The organism is Hydrogenispora ethanolica, assembly GCF_004340685.1.
Taxonomy (GTDB): Bacteria; Bacillota; UBA4882; order UBA8346; family UBA8346; genus Hydrogenispora; species Hydrogenispora ethanolica.
Genome location: NZ_SLUN01000025.1, coordinates 55,640 through 69,842, shown reverse-complemented (window position 1 = coordinate 69,842; position 14,203 = coordinate 55,640). Strand labels below are relative to the sequence as shown.

General features: G+C 59.5%; 16 protein-coding genes. 4 read left to right on the top strand and 12 right to left on the bottom strand.

Annotation, left to right across the window (positions count from 1 at the left end):
* The first annotated feature begins 64 nt into the window (after positions 1–64).
* Both EDC14_RS18140 and EDC14_RS27595 read left to right on the top strand, forming a co-directional pair.
* Positions 65–619 carry a hypothetical protein gene (locus tag EDC14_RS18140; RefSeq protein WP_132015729.1) on the top strand — a complete coding sequence of 185 codons (555 nt, stop codon included), beginning with the start codon at positions 65–67 and terminating at the stop codon, positions 617–619.
* Positions 612–737: a hypothetical protein gene (locus EDC14_RS27595; protein WP_279388780.1), complete on the top strand. Its 126-nt coding sequence runs from the start codon at positions 612–614 to the stop codon at positions 735–737. The genes EDC14_RS18140 and EDC14_RS27595 overlap by 8 nt, the downstream gene beginning before the upstream one ends.
* Before the next feature lie 446 nt (positions 738–1,183).
* Here the strand turns inward: EDC14_RS27595 and EDC14_RS18135 are convergent, their stop codons facing one another.
* From EDC14_RS18135 to EDC14_RS18090, 10 genes are all read right to left on the bottom strand, one after another.
* Entirely contained in the window at positions 1,184–1,879 is a 696-nt protein-coding gene (locus EDC14_RS18135; protein WP_165908119.1) for a FadR/GntR family transcriptional regulator, read from the bottom strand.
* Positions 1,880–2,023: 144 nt separating this feature from the next.
* Positions 2,024–3,703 carry a dihydroxy-acid dehydratase gene (ilvD, locus tag EDC14_RS18130; protein ID WP_132015727.1) on the bottom strand — a complete coding sequence of 560 codons (1,680 nt, stop codon included), beginning with the start codon at positions 3,701–3,703 and terminating at the stop codon, positions 2,024–2,026.
* A 198-nt stretch (positions 3,704–3,901) separates the two neighbouring features.
* Positions 3,902–5,020, bottom strand: a complete 1,119-nt coding sequence (locus EDC14_RS18125; protein WP_132015726.1) for a glycosyl hydrolase family 18 protein — start codon at positions 5,018–5,020, stop codon at positions 3,902–3,904.
* A gap of 107 nt (positions 5,021–5,127) precedes the next feature.
* Positions 5,128–5,919, bottom strand: coding sequence for a glucose 1-dehydrogenase (locus tag EDC14_RS18120; protein WP_132015725.1), 792 nt, complete (start codon positions 5,917–5,919; stop codon positions 5,128–5,130).
* Positions 5,920–5,953: 34 nt separating this feature from the next.
* Positions 5,954–6,985 (bottom strand): galactitol-1-phosphate 5-dehydrogenase, encoded by a 1,032-nt coding sequence (locus EDC14_RS18115; RefSeq protein ID WP_132015724.1) that lies wholly within the window; start codon positions 6,983–6,985, stop codon positions 5,954–5,956.
* Positions 6,986–7,007: 22 nt separating this feature from the next.
* Positions 7,008–7,715 (bottom strand): FadR/GntR family transcriptional regulator, encoded by a 708-nt coding sequence (locus tag EDC14_RS18110; protein ID WP_165908118.1) that lies wholly within the window; start codon positions 7,713–7,715, stop codon positions 7,008–7,010.
* Positions 7,716–7,994: 279 nt separating this feature from the next.
* Positions 7,995–8,381, bottom strand: coding sequence for a VOC family protein (locus tag EDC14_RS18105; protein ID WP_243663008.1), 387 nt, complete (start codon positions 8,379–8,381; stop codon positions 7,995–7,997).
* A 287-nt stretch (positions 8,382–8,668) separates the two neighbouring features.
* Entirely contained in the window at positions 8,669–10,015 is a 1,347-nt protein-coding gene (locus EDC14_RS18100; protein WP_132015721.1) for a pyruvate carboxylase subunit B, read from the bottom strand.
* A gap of 37 nt (positions 10,016–10,052) precedes the next feature.
* Complete coding sequence (locus EDC14_RS18095; RefSeq protein ID WP_132015720.1) at positions 10,053–10,460, bottom strand: biotin/lipoyl-containing protein; 408 nt, start codon at positions 10,458–10,460, stop codon at positions 10,053–10,055.
* Between the two features lie 81 nt (positions 10,461–10,541).
* Positions 10,542–10,808, bottom strand: coding sequence for a hypothetical protein (locus tag EDC14_RS18090; protein ID WP_132015719.1), 267 nt, complete (start codon positions 10,806–10,808; stop codon positions 10,542–10,544).
* A 217-nt stretch (positions 10,809–11,025) separates the two neighbouring features.
* Here EDC14_RS18090 and EDC14_RS18085 point away from each other — a divergent pair, with 217 nt between their 5' ends.
* Positions 11,026–12,144: a sodium ion-translocating decarboxylase subunit beta gene (locus EDC14_RS18085; RefSeq protein ID WP_132015718.1), complete on the top strand. Its 1,119-nt coding sequence runs from the start codon at positions 11,026–11,028 to the stop codon at positions 12,142–12,144.
* Positions 12,145–12,231: 87 nt separating this feature from the next.
* Entirely contained in the window at positions 12,232–12,372 is a 141-nt protein-coding gene (locus EDC14_RS18080; protein ID WP_132015717.1) for an OadG family protein, read from the top strand.
* Between the two features lie 323 nt (positions 12,373–12,695).
* Here the strand turns inward: EDC14_RS18080 and EDC14_RS18075 are convergent, their stop codons facing one another.
* Positions 12,696–13,598 carry a PhzF family phenazine biosynthesis protein gene (locus EDC14_RS18075; protein ID WP_132015716.1) on the bottom strand — a complete coding sequence of 301 codons (903 nt, stop codon included), beginning with the start codon at positions 13,596–13,598 and terminating at the stop codon, positions 12,696–12,698.
* 27 nt (positions 13,599–13,625) lie between these two features.
* Positions 13,626–14,075 (bottom strand): GNAT family N-acetyltransferase, encoded by a 450-nt coding sequence (locus EDC14_RS18070; protein ID WP_132015715.1) that lies wholly within the window; start codon positions 14,073–14,075, stop codon positions 13,626–13,628.
* Positions 14,076–14,203 lie beyond the last annotated feature (128 nt).

Sequence of the window (14,203 nt, the reverse complement as noted above, 5' to 3'; positions counted from 1 at the left end):
TCCCTGCAGAAATTTTGAAAGTTTTACGGCTCCCATCGTCTGTTGCTTGGCGGGGATGGTCGGAATGAATCAACTATCTGTCGTGGCGCATACTATCTTTGAAAGATTTGGAGGGGATAAAGCCATGCGGTTCCAAGAAGAAGATCATTTCATGTTTTGGGCGATCGCTGGCTGCCTCGGCCAGATCGTCCGGGATATCTTCGGATACCTGGTAGTAATGGCCGGCCTGGTCAAAAGCCATATCTGGAATTTGGCGGCGGATTTATTTTTTAACGGGTCCGTCATCAACACGTTCGGCGGATTACTCATTGGCGCCTTGGTCAATTACGTCGCCGCCGGATCCACCGGCGTCATCACCGGTCTCCTGCTGGAATGGCGGGGCACCAAACATTATTTATTCAAAGGGATCGGCGTCACCTTGTTGGCCTGGCTGTTCATCTTCGGACTCGTGGTCCACTCCCTGCCGGAGGTCTTCAAAGTGCATCCCCAAGAACCGCTGGATGTTTTCTTTTCCTTTTTGGGGCACATGATTTTGGGCGCGATAACTTCCTGGCTCATTACCCGCTTCACCGGCCCGGCCGCTCAAGGAGAGCGCTCATTGGAGAGGCATGATGGATAAAAGCCTGATTTACCCGTTCATCTTCTTGTTCAGCGCCGGTTTGGCCCTGGGTCTCAACTATGCGGTCGGCATTGTCTTGGAGGCGGCCGGACTTGCCGCGCCATCCACGGGAAGATAAAACATGCGCCACTCCTCCCCGGATACGGGTGCCTGCCGCCCCGGGCACCGCCTGGACCGCCCGAACCGGGGCAGCGCCGGCGTACATTCTAGCATTATACGCCCGGGCCGGGGCGATGGATCCCCGGATCCAGACATCAGTTACCCGACTCGGGGCAACCGCCGCCCCGGGCGGGGCGGCCGCCATCCGGCCACGGGCAACCTTTGCCCGGGTTGAGGGGAGGAATGAAACATGGAGCGCCCTCGTTGGCCGCTCCCGTTCAGTACAGTCCGCCGCTTCCGGCGAGGCGAGTCGCCCGGACTCGGAAGCCCTGCCGGTTCTTTCCCGAGGAATCCGATGAAAAATCGCGTCCAGGGGAAGCGACTCCGATGAAAAAAGGACTGCCGCAACATTGCGAACGCTGCTTGCGGCAGTCCCTCTCATGATGAAACCGGCTTCCCGCCGGTTTACGAAGTCTCTTGTCCATCTTTCGGGGCTGGATTGAGCGTGCTGCGGATATAATCCGCCTTAGTGTTGGCGACCAGCTCGCGCATGCGGTCGGCCGCCTGCTGGGGATCGCCAAGCACCATCGCCTCGTAGACCCGCTCATGGGTGATGAGCAACGGTTCCGGCTCGGGCAGGGCGGCCATCCGTTTCTGCAGGTTATACAGGAGATTTCGAAAGACCGTCGTAAAGACCACGATCATCTCGTTATGGGTCGCTTTCATGATCGCTTGGTGAAAATGATAATCCGCCTCGGCGTAACGGGCGGTGTCCCCCTGCAGGCGGCGCATCTCCTTCAGATACTCGCCGATCTGCTGGATTTCGTTGGGAGCGGCCCGCTTGGTGGCCAGAAACACGCACTGCGGTTCGAAGATCTCCCGGAATTCCAGCAAATTAAGGATGTTGGCCTGTTCCATCGGGAAGACCATCATCAGCGGTTCCAGGATATTCTCCACCGAAGGCGCGGTCACCGTGGCGCATTTTCCCTGCTTCACCTCGACCAGTCCCATCACCCGCAAGGCAGTGATGGCATCCCGCACCGTTGTCCGGCTGACATTCAGCTGGGCGGCCAGTTCCCGTTCGGAAGGTAGGGCCTCGCCCGGCTTCAGTTCACCGTCGAGGAAGCGCGCTTTGAACGACTCGACCACGCGCTTGGTCAAATGAGTTGCTTTTCCTTCCGCCACTGAACCACGACCTTTTCGCAGAATGATCAACAAATTATACCATTATCCGAACCAGCGGTAAAGTGCCGGACGCCGGATGGACCGGCGTCCGGATTCGAGCCAAAGTTACGGCGGTGCCGCTTACTTCAGACGGAGATTAATGCCAGCGCCTTTGCTGGCCGGATTGGCCAACCGGGCGTAAACGGTGAGGAAGCCGTCGGTGACCCGGGGTTCCGGGGCCTGCCAGGCGGCGATCCTGGCGGCCAGCTCCTCGTCGCTGATCTTGAGGTTCAGTTGGCGATTGGGAATATCGATCTCAATGATGTCGCCGTCCTGAACCACGGAGAGCGGACCGCCTTCGGCAGCCTCCGGGGAAACCTGACAGATGAACGGCCCTTTGGCGAAACCGGAGATCTTGCCGTCCGTGATCAGGGCGCACTTGGTCTCCAGTCCTGTGGCGTTCATATAGCCGATGACCTTAAAGACCTCGGTCAGGCCGGGGCCGCCCTTCGGCCCTTCGTAGCGGACGACGACCACGTCGCCGGACTGGACTTTGTTCTGCTGCAATCCTTCCAGCGCCTCTTCCTGGCCGTTAAAGACCCGGGCCGGGCCGCTATGCCGCATCATCTCCGGCGGAATCACCGTCGGCCGGACCACCGCCGACTGGGCCAGACTGCCGCGCAGGATGGCCAGGCCGCCTTTGTTCACCGGATTTTGCAGGTCTTTGATGACCGGCGAATCGTCGAAGGAGACTTGCGCCAGGTTCTCCGCCACCGTTCCGCCGGTGACAGTCAGGACATCCGTCTTCAAGGTGGATTCGATCTTCTTCATGACCGCCCGGACTCCGCCGGCCTCATCGAAGTCGCCCATGGTATACGGGCCGCTGGGGCGGACCGCCGCGATGCACGGCGTCTCCTGGCCGAGCCGCTCCACCAGCTCCAGGTTGATCTCCTTCTCAAAGCCTTTCTCATAGGCGATGGCCAGCAGATGCAGCACCGCGTTGGTTGAACCGCCGATGGCGTGCAGCACCCGGATGGCGTTGAAGATATTCTCCGGCGTAATAATCTTGGAGGAAGTAATGCCCTGCTCCAACAGGCGGACGATCTGCCGGCCCGATTCCTTGGCGATCCGCAGCCGTTTGGCGGAAACCGCCAGCGCGGTGGCGGCGCCCGGCAGCGCCAGGCCCAGGGCCTCGGCCATGCACTGCATGGTGTTGGCCGTTCCCAACAGCGCACAGGAACCCGGCCCGGGGCAAGCGGCTTCTTCCAGCGCCGCCACTTCATCCTCGGAGACCCGCGGCTTGCCGACCCCATAGGCCCAGCACTCCGCATCCAGTGTGGTGGTGACGATATCCTCGCCTTTATAACGCCCGGCCGCCATCGGGCCGCCCGGCACGACGATCACCGGAATATCCAGGCGGGCCGCTGCCAGGAGATGTCCGGGAACGTTTTTGTCACAGGACGAGATCATCACCAGGGCGTCAAACATATGGATCCAGGCCGAGGCCTCCACCTCCGCCGCAATGATGTCCCGGGTCGGGGTGTCGTAGCGAATGCCGTGCTTGCCGACGGCCATCGGGCACTGGGCAAAGCTGCTGAATTCGTAGGGCGTGCCACCGGCCTGCCAGATTCCGGCCTTGACCGCGTCGGCCACCGCCCGGAGATGGAAATGGCCGGGACTGGTCTCGCCCCAGGAGTTGGCCACGCCGATCCGGGGCCGTTTCAGATCCTCCGTGGTATAACCCATCGATTTCAAAAGCGCTCTGGCCCGCGCGTTCTCCGGTGCCTGCAAAAACTGGTGATTCTCTTTAAACTGGTTCATGGTGCGCCTCCATCGTTTATTCGATCTCTTTCTTTCCTAGCTTTTAAAATCTGTTTCATTAACTTATCATACCAGTATAGCCCTATTGTACTCTTCCCCCCATGAACTGTCAATCCAGATCATGCCGGACCCATTCAGTGAAACTTTGGTTGACCATCCGAAGGAGTCCCGAAATTCAGCGTCATTTCGCCAGGGGGATCAAGCCCCGGCTTTAAATTGACGGATCTGAGTCCATGACGCCGGATCCTCGCCGCCCAACCGCCAGAAGGTGATCCCCCGCACCAGGTGGCGATAACGCCGGATGACCTCCAGCCGTTTGAGCAAAGCGATCTGATCCTGGTAATAAACCGTCACATCCCCCTCGCCGTCGGCGAAACTGAAATGGGGCTCCACGTTTTGAAAATAACCCCTGCAAGCCGGGTCGATGTGTCCGGAATCGGAACGGCTGGCTCCGTCGATCGCATGGTCAGCCATGAGTTGCAAGGCGTCGCGATACATCACTTCGGACGCGGAACCGTCGGAGCGCCATTTCAACCCATAGAACGGCAGGCCGACGACGAGTTTCTGGCGCAGGGCGGGAATATCAGCCGCATATTCCAAGACCGCTTCCAGCCAGTCCACCGGAGCGAGGGGTCCGGCGTGAAATCCGGCCCAATGGTAATCATAGACCATGACTTTCAGCAGATCGGCATGCCCGGCCAAAGCCGCCCAATCCTGGGCCCCTGCTCCATCCCAGGAGGCTTCGGCAGTCTTGGCGTAAACGGCGACGCTCAACAATTTCTGGCGGCGATGAAGCGCGGTGCCCAATTCGTGGATGAAAGCGGTGAACGACTGGCGAGCGCTGGCGGGTAACCCCTCATAGTCAATATCGATGCCGTCGTATCCCTTCTCGGCTACCAGAGCCACGATCTCCGCCACATGTTTGGCGCGATAACCAGGGTCATGAATGATTTTACTGATGATTGCGGGATCGAAATTGCGGACGCCCCAATTTTGAATCGTCGGCAGCACGCTGACGCCGTGATTACGGGCCAAAGTCAGGATACTCTCCTGGTATCCCGGGTTGGTGACAAACGGGGCGGAACGGGCGGTAAAATAGAGCGGATTCAAGTTGTACCAGACCGGATTGATCTCGTCCAACGCGGAAAAATTGTTCGAAAAACTCTGCGCGCTCCGGGCGTCGTAAGGGACCAGCCATGCGGCGACATGGAAGCCGTTTGCGCCGGGCCAAAGCGCCGTGGCGTTGGTCGGACCGCCACCCCGGCACCCGGATACCCCCAAAAGCAGGAAAAGACAGACCGCTAATCTTTTTACCATCTCTACCTCGTGCTTTTCTGAAAAAGATTAGCTTTAACTGTCTTATCTTCCTGCCGGGAACGCCTCCCGGCGCTTGACATATTCCATTCCAAGATGCCGCCCGGCCGCTATCTCTTGCGGCTGGTCGCCCGGGTGGCGCCGGTGGAGATTCCGCCGTCCACCAGCAAGGTCTGGCCGGTAACATATTGACTGGCGTCGGAGGCCAGAAAGACCACCGCACCGTCCAAATCGCTGGGCTGCCCGGGCCGCTTGAGCGGAATCCGGTCGCAGATATACTCCAGCCATTGCGGGTCTTCATATAACACGGCATTTTGAGCGGTCTTAAACCAGCCCGGCGCCAGGCAATTGACGGTGATCCCGTGGACTCCCCAATCATCGGCCAGGCTCATCGTCATTTGTTTGATCCCGCCGCGGCTGGCGCAATACGGAGTGATTCCGGCATAACCAAAGACGCTGGTCACTGAGCCGATATTGATAATCCGTCCGTAATGGCGGGGAATCATCTTCCTAGCCACTGCTTGCGCCACAAAAAAGGGACCCCGCAGATTCGTTTCGAGAATCAAATTCCAATCGTCCCAGCTGACCTCCAAGGCCGGCTTGCGAAGGTTGCAGCCGGCGTTATTCACCAGAATGTCAATGCGACCGAATTCCCGGTGGACCGCTTCCGCCATCGCCTGAATGCTGTCATAATCCCGGACATCCAGTTTCAAAGGGAGAACCCGGCGGCCCAGCGCCGCGATCTCCTCCCGGAACGGCCGCAGGGAGTCCCGGTTGCGGCTGGTGATGACCAGATCGGCGCCGGCTTTTGCCAAAGCCCAGCCCAAATATTGTCCCAGGCCCCGGCTGGCCCCGGTGATGATTGCCACTTTCCCTGTGAGATCAAATAATTGTTCCGCCATCCGTCTCAAACCTCCCGTTCATTCGCTCGCCTCTTCAAGGCTGTAAAATCACTTTCATCAAGCCCGGCTCCCCATCGTACAACCGCTTAAACCAAACCGCCCCCTCGGACAGCGGCGCCACTTGGCTGATGAGCGCATCGACATCCAGCGCCCCGCGGGCGATCAGTTCGAGGCAGGCCGGATACTCACCGCCCGAGGCGCAACTGCCATTCACGCTAATCTCGCGCGTTACCACCTGTTGCAACGCGAAGTCAATCTGGGGCGCCAGGTTTCCGACCAAGGTCAAGGTTCCGCCTTTCCGTAGCGACGCGATGGCAGTCTTCACAGCGGCGCTGATCCCGACCGCCTCGAAGGCGATATCGGCTCCTCGCCCCGCGGTAAGGTTTTGAATCGCGGCCGCCAGGTCCGGCCGGTCGGCCTGGAAAGTATGGCTGGCGCCCAGCCTGCGGGCCAACTCGAGCTTGCGGGGATCGAGATCCACCGCCACCACGTTACCGCAGCCCGCCACTTTTAACAATTGAATCAGTAATAAGCCGATCATCCCCGACCCCACGACCACCGCCGTATTGTTAACGCCCACGGGCGAACGGTGCAAGGCATGAAGGGCGATGGAGACGGGCTCAACCATGGCCGCCTGTTCGAAAGTGATCGCTTCCGGCAGCTGATACGCAATGTGCTGCGGGATCGCCACATATTCGGCGAACGCGCCGTTCTGACGGTATTCGGCGCAAGAGACGCCGAGCACCCGCCGGTTATCGCAAAGGTTGATCCGGCCCTGGCGGCAAAAATAGCACCTGCCGCAATAGATCGTGGAATCAAAGGTGATCCGGTCCCCCACTTGAAACCCGGTCACGACCGCGCCGGCCGCCGCTACGATCCCCGAGGCCTCATGGCCCATGACGAGCGGCGGAATGCGACGGCCCGTACTGCCGTCAAAGCCATGGACATCGCTGCCGCAAATCGCGCAAGCTTTCACCCTCACCAGGAGATCCTCCGGACCGTAATCCGGCGAAGGTACCTCCTCATAGACCAGTTCGCCATAGGCTTTGAGAACGAGTGCCTTCATGTCATCTATCCCTCCCAACAATTCATTGTGGTTGCGCCTGACCCGTCTGATAGTTCATAAACCGGGTACGGGTGTCATGAATGTGTTGTTTCATGACCGATAAAGCCTCCGGCGCGTCCCGCCGGTAGATGCATTGATAAATGCTCTCGTGATAACGCAGGGTCTTTTGATGATCGGGAATTGCCGCGGTTTTCTGCTGTAAATCCCAGAGCAAGGCGGTGATGGTCTCGTAAATGCGGATCAGTAGCGGATTGTTGGTGGCTTGCGCCACCAGGTTGTGAAAATGATAATCGGCCGCTGCGAACTCCCCGGGAATCTCCGCGGCCCGCTCCATCTGGCGGAGCGATTCGTGCAATTTTTGCAGCTGCTCGGCGGTGGCCCGGGTCGCCGCGATAGCGGCGCATTGGGGTTCGACCACCTCCCGGACTTCGATCAGATTCAAGACATTGGACTGGGTCAACATAATCGAAGCGATCAACGGTTTCATGATGGCGTCCAGGTCCGGCGTGAGCACTCTGGCGCCCTTGCCGTGGATGATCTCGATGACGCCCATCATCTCCAGCGCTTTCAGAGTCTCACGGACCGCCGGCCTCCCCACGCCGAATTGAGCGGCCAACTCCCGTTCCGAGGGCAAAAGCTCGCCCGGCTGCACCGCTCCGGACTTTAACAACTGCTCAATTTTGGTGAAAACTTGCCTGGAAACACTCTGCTTTTCTTGTTCCGAGTCCAAAAGGTATTCCTCCCAAAACTGTTCAGTCCAACTCACAAACTGGTCTTACCAGATGAGTATTATTTCGCCCCTTCCTTGGAATTCTCCTGCTTCGCAACAAAGAAAATATGGCAAAAACCTTGCTGAGATTTTACACCTTGAAAGCCGGACCGGAGAATTCATTTCAATAAGAGCTATTCCTTCCGGGGACGCAAGGACAGGCAAGCCAACCGCCCTCGCCCGGAAAGATCTTTCCGGGCAATAAAAAAAGAGCATCCGTTTACGATGCTCTTGTCCTTTTTATCGTAGGGGCTGGGGCCGTTCGATCAGTTGCAGCCAATTACAGTCGGGGTCGCGGAAATAAATCAAACGGACTCCGCCGGGATGGTCTTTCATCTCTCCGATAAATTCGACGCCCTTGTCCTTCAGTTCCGTTATCGCCCGCTCCAAGTCGTCCACGGTAACTGCGGTGTGAATCGCCCGTTTTTCTTTGCCGGAAAGTACAATGGCATCGTCGGTGTACGGCATGATCTCCAGTAGGGAGCCGCTCTCCCCCGCCACGAAGATCGTCGGCGGAGATTTCTGATTATGCTGAATCACCTTAAAGTTGAGAATCTTCCGATACCAGGCGGCTAATTTCTCGGGATCCCTGGACATCAAACCGAAATGCTCAACACCTAGAATCATCTCAGCCACTTCCATTCCTCAATTATCGGGATTCGTTTCTTTCCCACACGATTATAGCTCAAAGACCCGTAGTAATCCATTACAGGAAGATGAACATTAACCGACTGTTAAATGTCGTTTTGTGATAAAGCCGGTCATATCAAGCCTTTGGTTCCCGGGGATCATCGATTCTTAATACAGCCTCCGCCGAATTCCAGTGACGGACGACCATCCCTGGCCCGCCACGGTTCACGCCAACAAAAAAGGGCCTCCTCGCGACAAGCCCTTCTTCCACAACAATCGATCTCTCAATCCCCGCGCTGTGCCGCGGCCCGCTTTTTGAAAAACTCCTGGGCCACTTCGGGAAAGAGCACATACGAAAGGACGTCCTCCTCCTGCTGGTAGTAGGGGAGGATCGCTTTGCGGGCGTCATCCAGGAGCGGCGGCAGATCGTCCGCTGGACGGTGTTCGATGGCCATTTCCTCGCCGATGATCAGCCGCCGGATCTCCGGATCGATCGGCGCCGGAGGCCGGCCATACAATCCCTTGACGTAATCGCGGATCTCCTTGGGAACGACGCTGTAACGCTTGCCGGTCAGCACATTCAGGACCGCCTGGGTGCCCACCATTTGACTGGTCGGCGTCACCAGCGGCGGATAACCCAGCTCGGCCCGGACCCGCGGCACTTCGGCCAAGACTTCCTCGTAGCGGTGGGCCGCGTTCTGGCCCGCCAGCTGATTTCGGAGGTTGGAGATCATCCCGCCCGGGATCTGGTACGAGAGCACCGCCGTATCCACTTCCAAGGGCGCGGCAATGGCCTGATAATTCTGGCGCAGCTCTTTAAAATACTGGTTAATCGGGGCGATGCGGTTCAGGTCCAGCCCGGTATCATAGGGCGTGTCCTGGAGGGCGGCCACCATCGTTTCGGTGGGCGGCTGCGAGGTTCCCAGCGCCAGTGCGGAGAGGGCGGTGTCGATGCCGTCCACGCCGGCCTCGATAGCCTTAAGATACGTCATGGAAGCCAACCCGCTGGTATAATGGGCATGAAGCTGAACCGGCACCGGCACGGCCGCCTTTAATGCGCTCACCAGCGCCGCGGCGGTAAAGGGCTTGAGCAGTCCGGCCATGTCCTTGATGCAGATCGAATCCGCGCCCAGGGCCACCAACTCCTCGGCCAACTTGACAAAGATTTCGGGAGCGTGGACCGGGCTGACGGTATAGACCACCGTCCCCTGGACATGGGCCCCGGCCTCCTTCGAGGCGCGGATCGCCGTCTCCATGTTGCGAATATCATTCAAAGCGTCAAAGACCCGGATGATCCCGATGCCGTTATCCACCGCCCGGCGGCAGAATTCCCGGACCACTTCATCCGGGTAATGCCGGTACCCCAGAATATTCTGACCCCGCAGCAACATCTGGAGGGGCGTCTTCCGGATGACCGCCCGGAGGCGGCGCAGCCGGACCCAAGGGTCCTCCTTGAGAAAACGGAGCGCGCTGTCGAAGGTGGCGCCGCCCCAGGCCTCCAGCGAATAGTATCCCACCTCGTCGAGGGCCTCGGCCACCGCCATCATCTCTTCGGTCTTCATCCGGGTCGCCCACAGCGATTGGTGGGCATCCCGAAAGATGGTCTCGGTAATTCGAACCGGTCCCGCCATACTCGTCACCTCTCCCTTCCGTCCTGTCCGCAGCGGCTTACGAGCGGAGGATGATCATCGCGTCTCCCACGTTGACGCTGGAACCCTCATTGACCCGGATGGCTTTGACAGTTCCGGCTTGAGGAGCCACGATCTCATTCTCCATCTTCAAAGCTTCCAGCGTCAGCAACACCTGGCCGTAGCGGACCGCCTGCCCGGGCTGGACCTTGATCGAAAGGATCGTGCCCGCCAAAGGGGCGGTCACCGTCTGATCGCCCGCCTCGATTGCAGTTTCCGCCGGCTCCGCCGGTCCAATGGCAGGCTGCGCCGGACCGGGAGGGGGCGCCACTTCGGAGACTGCCGAAGCCTCGCTGGCGACGCGCTCCACATGGGCTTGGGCCGCGCCAGTCTCTTCGACCGTCACCTCAAATATCTTGCCATTGACAGTAACTCGAAAACTCTGCATCCAATGACCTCCATTCGCATCGCGAACCCGCGATTGATGAATCGCGCCGGCTTGTCCGATATCTCCGACGATATTAGAGTATTAAGGAATCACCCGAATCTTCATCGTGGCCCGTTTCTCCTCGGGCAACAGTTTGGCCATGACCGCCATGACCGCCGCCAGCTCCTCTTCGGAGCAGCCGGGATCCGGAGCGTTGCCCGCCGGGGCCGCGGCCGGAGTTTCCTTCCCAGGCTGCAACGCGCCGACCGCTTCGATGAGCCGGTTCACCCCGGCCAGCAGCATCACCAAACAAACGGCGGACACCCCGCAGCAAACCAAAACCGTCCACTGAAAAATTTCCTGTCTCATTCGGATTCCTCGCTTTATTCCCTATGATTGGCTGGAATCGTATACGATATCCCGGGGCGGTACACTTTAACTATACTCAGATCCCGCGACCGGCGCAAGCTGTTTATGGAGCCGTGACCCCGTTTATTGGAAATTTATCGGCGACTTCTGATGACAGCCTGCGATTCTTATGATAAATTAAATTTAGGTTTCCGTAAATTTCGCGGCGGAGGTTACCATGTCTGATCTTTTCATCGGCCTCACCCATCTTAGTATGGGGAATCTGATCATGTTTCTACTCGCCGGTCTCCTCATTTATCTGGCGATTGCCAAGGACTACGAGCCGATGCTGCTGTTGCCCATCGGTTTCGGGGCTATTCTGGCCAATATTCCGTTCTCTTCGGCGGTGGGGCCCGACGGATTTTTGACCCTTCTGTACAAGACCTGCATTGAATCGGAGCTCTTCCCGGTGCTGATTTTCATCGCGGTGGGCGCGATGATCGATTTCGGCCCGCTGCTGCAGAACCCGTTCATGCTCTTCTTCGGCGCCGCGGCCCAGTTCGGCATCTTCGCCACGATGCTCATCGCGATCGTCTGCGGCTTCAGCCTGAAAGAGGCCGCCGCCATCGGCATCATCGGCGCCGCCGACGGCCCGACCTCCATCTACGTGGCCACCAAGTTCGCCAAGAATCTGCTGGCGCCGATCTCGGTGGCGGCCTATTCCTACATGTCGCTGGTTCCCATCATCCAGCCGCCGGTGATCAAATTTCTGACCAGCCGCCAGGAGAGGCTGATCCGGATGGAATCGCCCCGGCAGGGACAAGTTCCGCAGATCGTCAAGATCCTTTTCCCGATCCTGGTCACGCTGATCGCCGGCATCTTCGCGCCGATCAGCGTCGCCCTGGTGGGCTCGTTGATGTTCGGCAACCTGATCCGGGAATGCGGCGTGCTGGACCGGCTCTCCAAGACCGCCCAGCATGAGCTGGCCAACCTGGTGACCATCCTCCTGGGGATCACCATCGGTTCGTCCATGGAGGCGCTGCATTTCCTGAACTACAAGACCTTGCTGATCATGGCCATGGGCGCGGTGGCCTTCGTTTTTGACACTGCCGGTGGAGTCTGGTTCGCCCAGGGCCTCAATCTTTTCTTGAAGCAAAAAGTCAATCCGATGATCGGCGCCGCCGGGATCTCGGCCTTTCCCATGTCCGCCCGGGTGATTCAGCGCCTGGCCCAGCAGGAAGACCCGACCAACTTCGTCTTGATGCAGGCGGTCAGCGCCAATGTCGCCGGACAGCTCGGCTCGGTGGTGGCCGGCGGCTTGCTGCTGGCGATCATCCCGGCGCTTTTGTTACGATAGGACGAAATCAATCCGTTAATCACTTCATCATGGCCGGCTTTCGGGACATGATGCGTAGCTGCTGATCAGATATAGGAAGGTGAGACGATGCAGGAAAATTTGGTGAGAGGCCTCCTGGCCACCCTCTACGGCATGGCCGGCGTTTTTCTGGTGCTCATCCTCTTTTATGGCGTGGCCCGGCTGTTGCTCTGGGCCGCGCTGAAGCGCCCGCCAAAAGAGGAACCCTAGGATTCACCGTCCGGCCGGAACCAAAAGGCATTCCGTACGGCTCATCCGGGAAATTGGTTGAACTAATACCGGCGGAAAATCCGCCGCGAGGAGCCCGGGATCCGGAGGCTTCTTCCCCGTCACTCCTTCCCGGTCCGGCGGAACGGGGTCCGAAGCCTCCGGAAAGGCCGACATCGACTTCGAAAGATGCTCCGGGCGCTCCGGAAGGGCCTCCGCGGGGCTGAGGCGCTCGTCCGCAAGCCTCGGACGATCCGCCGGGTGCTCCGGACGGCCTTCCCGGGACTTCGGCGGTTCGTCCCGGAGCTTCGGAACAACTCGCCGGGCTACTCCGGCTGATCCAGGTAAAATTCCCCCCGGATCATCAAGCGGCCGTTGCCGCCGATGGACACCCGAATGCCGTCCTGGCTCCTTTGGGCATGAATCTCGATGACGCAAGGCATATTGACGATATTCCCCTGCTCCGCCCGGAGCCGGATCGCGGTTTCGCCGCGGTAATAGTGCCTGAGCAGATAAGCGCCCAAGGCGCCGTTGCCCACGCCACAGCCGGGATCCTCCAGGCCTTCGCGCGGACAAATGTTGCGGGTATGCAGGTCCTTTTGGGGGTCGAGCGTTTCCGGGGTGAACAGCTGCGCCTCGCGGATGCCCAGTCCGGCGCAGAAACTCTTTAGCGGGAGGATCCGCCGTTCCGCCCGGAACAATGCCTCGAGCGTCCGCAGCGGGACGATGAGATGGCCCAGCCCGGTATGGACCGGCTGGACCGGCAGGTCGGGCAGGAGATCTTCCAACCGCAATCCGAAGAGTTCAGCGACGGCGGCCCGGTCATCCAGGGGCGGCAAAAATTCCGGCCGCGGCTGTTCCATGACCACCACCGGACCCCGCTCGTTTCGGGCGACGGTCACCCGTTGAATCCCCGCCCCAGTCCGGATCCGGTAATCCCGGTCTGCGGCCATCGGGAGCCGCCCCTGCTCGATCAGCGCCAGAACTGCGGCCACGGTGGGATGACCCGCCACCGGGAGTTCCTGAACCGGGGTGAAATAGCGGAAGCGCAGATCGGCGCCGGTTTCGGCCGCCGGAAGGACAAAAACCGTCTCCACCAGATTCAGCTGTCTGGCAATGGCCTGCATTTGCGCGTCAGTCAAACCGGAAGCATCGGGCAGCACCGCCGCGGGATTCCCGCCGAAGGCCTGTTCCGCGAAACTATTGACGACCAAAAATTCTTTCCGCAATGGATTCTCCTTCGATTGAAGCTGACATCATCTTCCCGGCCCGGGATCCGGATCCCCCGCTCCCCGGCTCCCCAGATCGGCCTTCATCGGTACAAAGCGGATGCCGTCCCGTTCCTGTTCCGCCCCGAGTTTCTGGAAGCCCAGCTTTTCGTAGACGGTAACCGCATACGGGGATGAATTGACCGTCAGCTGCCGGGCAGCCCCGGGGCGCGTCTCCAGCTCCCGGATTGCCCGCCCGACCAGTCCGCGGGCGATCCCCCGCCGCTGCCACGCTTCGGCCACGAATAAGAGCGAAATGTGTTTCTCCTCGCGCAGGGCGATGACGCCGACGAGCTCCGGGCCAGCCTTGGCTGTCCAGACCCGGTCGGCGCCGCCATCGTACCGCTCCCGGATTTTGGCGGACGCCACATACTCTTGGAAGGTCCGCCGTCCCTGTGCGACATAATCCGGAGCCACGAACTTGTCGAAGACCTTCATGACCAGCTCGTAGATAAGCTGTTCTTCTCCGGGCTTGAACGGCTCATAGGCTAACTCGATCAGCGGGACGCACCTTCTTTCTTTCGGTCATCATCGGATTCTTACCAATGGCGTGAGAATAAAAAGCC

Bases quoted from the DNA above. Each gene is read 5' to 3' on its own strand.
- EDC14_RS18070 (WP_132015715.1), bottom strand. From the start codon at position 14,075: ATGAAGGTCTTCGACAAGTTCGTGGCTCCGGATTATGTCGCACAGGGA.
- EDC14_RS18120 (WP_132015725.1), bottom strand. From the start codon at position 5,919: ATGGCGGAACAATTATTTGATCTCACAGGGAAAGTGGCAATCATCACC.
- EDC14_RS18090 (WP_132015719.1), bottom strand. From the start codon at position 10,808: ATGAGACAGGAAATTTTTCAGTGGACGGTTTTGGTTTGCTGCGGGGTG.
- EDC14_RS18095 (WP_132015720.1), bottom strand. From the start codon at position 10,460: ATGCAGAGTTTTCGAGTTACTGTCAATGGCAAGATATTTGAGGTGACG.
- EDC14_RS18125 (WP_132015726.1), bottom strand. From the start codon at position 5,020: ATGGTAAAAAGATTAGCGGTCTGTCTTTTCCTGCTTTTGGGGGTATCC.
- ilvD (WP_132015727.1), bottom strand. From the start codon at position 3,703: ATGAACCAGTTTAAAGAGAATCACCAGTTTTTGCAGGCACCGGAGAAC.
- EDC14_RS18080 (WP_132015717.1), top strand. From the start codon at position 12,232: ATGCAGGAAAATTTGGTGAGAGGCCTCCTGGCCACCCTCTACGGCATG.
- EDC14_RS27595 (WP_279388780.1), top strand. From the start codon at position 612: ATGGATAAAAGCCTGATTTACCCGTTCATCTTCTTGTTCAGCGCCGGT.
- EDC14_RS18105 (WP_243663008.1), bottom strand. From the start codon at position 8,381: ATGATTCTAGGTGTTGAGCATTTCGGTTTGATGTCCAGGGATCCCGAG.
- EDC14_RS18100 (WP_132015721.1), bottom strand. From the start codon at position 10,015: ATGGCGGGACCGGTTCGAATTACCGAGACCATCTTTCGGGATGCCCAC.
- EDC14_RS18140 (WP_132015729.1), top strand. From the start codon at position 65: ATGAATCAACTATCTGTCGTGGCGCATACTATCTTTGAAAGATTTGGA.
- EDC14_RS18085 (WP_132015718.1), top strand. From the start codon at position 11,026: ATGTCTGATCTTTTCATCGGCCTCACCCATCTTAGTATGGGGAATCTG.
- EDC14_RS18115 (WP_132015724.1), bottom strand. From the start codon at position 6,985: ATGAAGGCACTCGTTCTCAAAGCCTATGGCGAACTGGTCTATGAGGAG.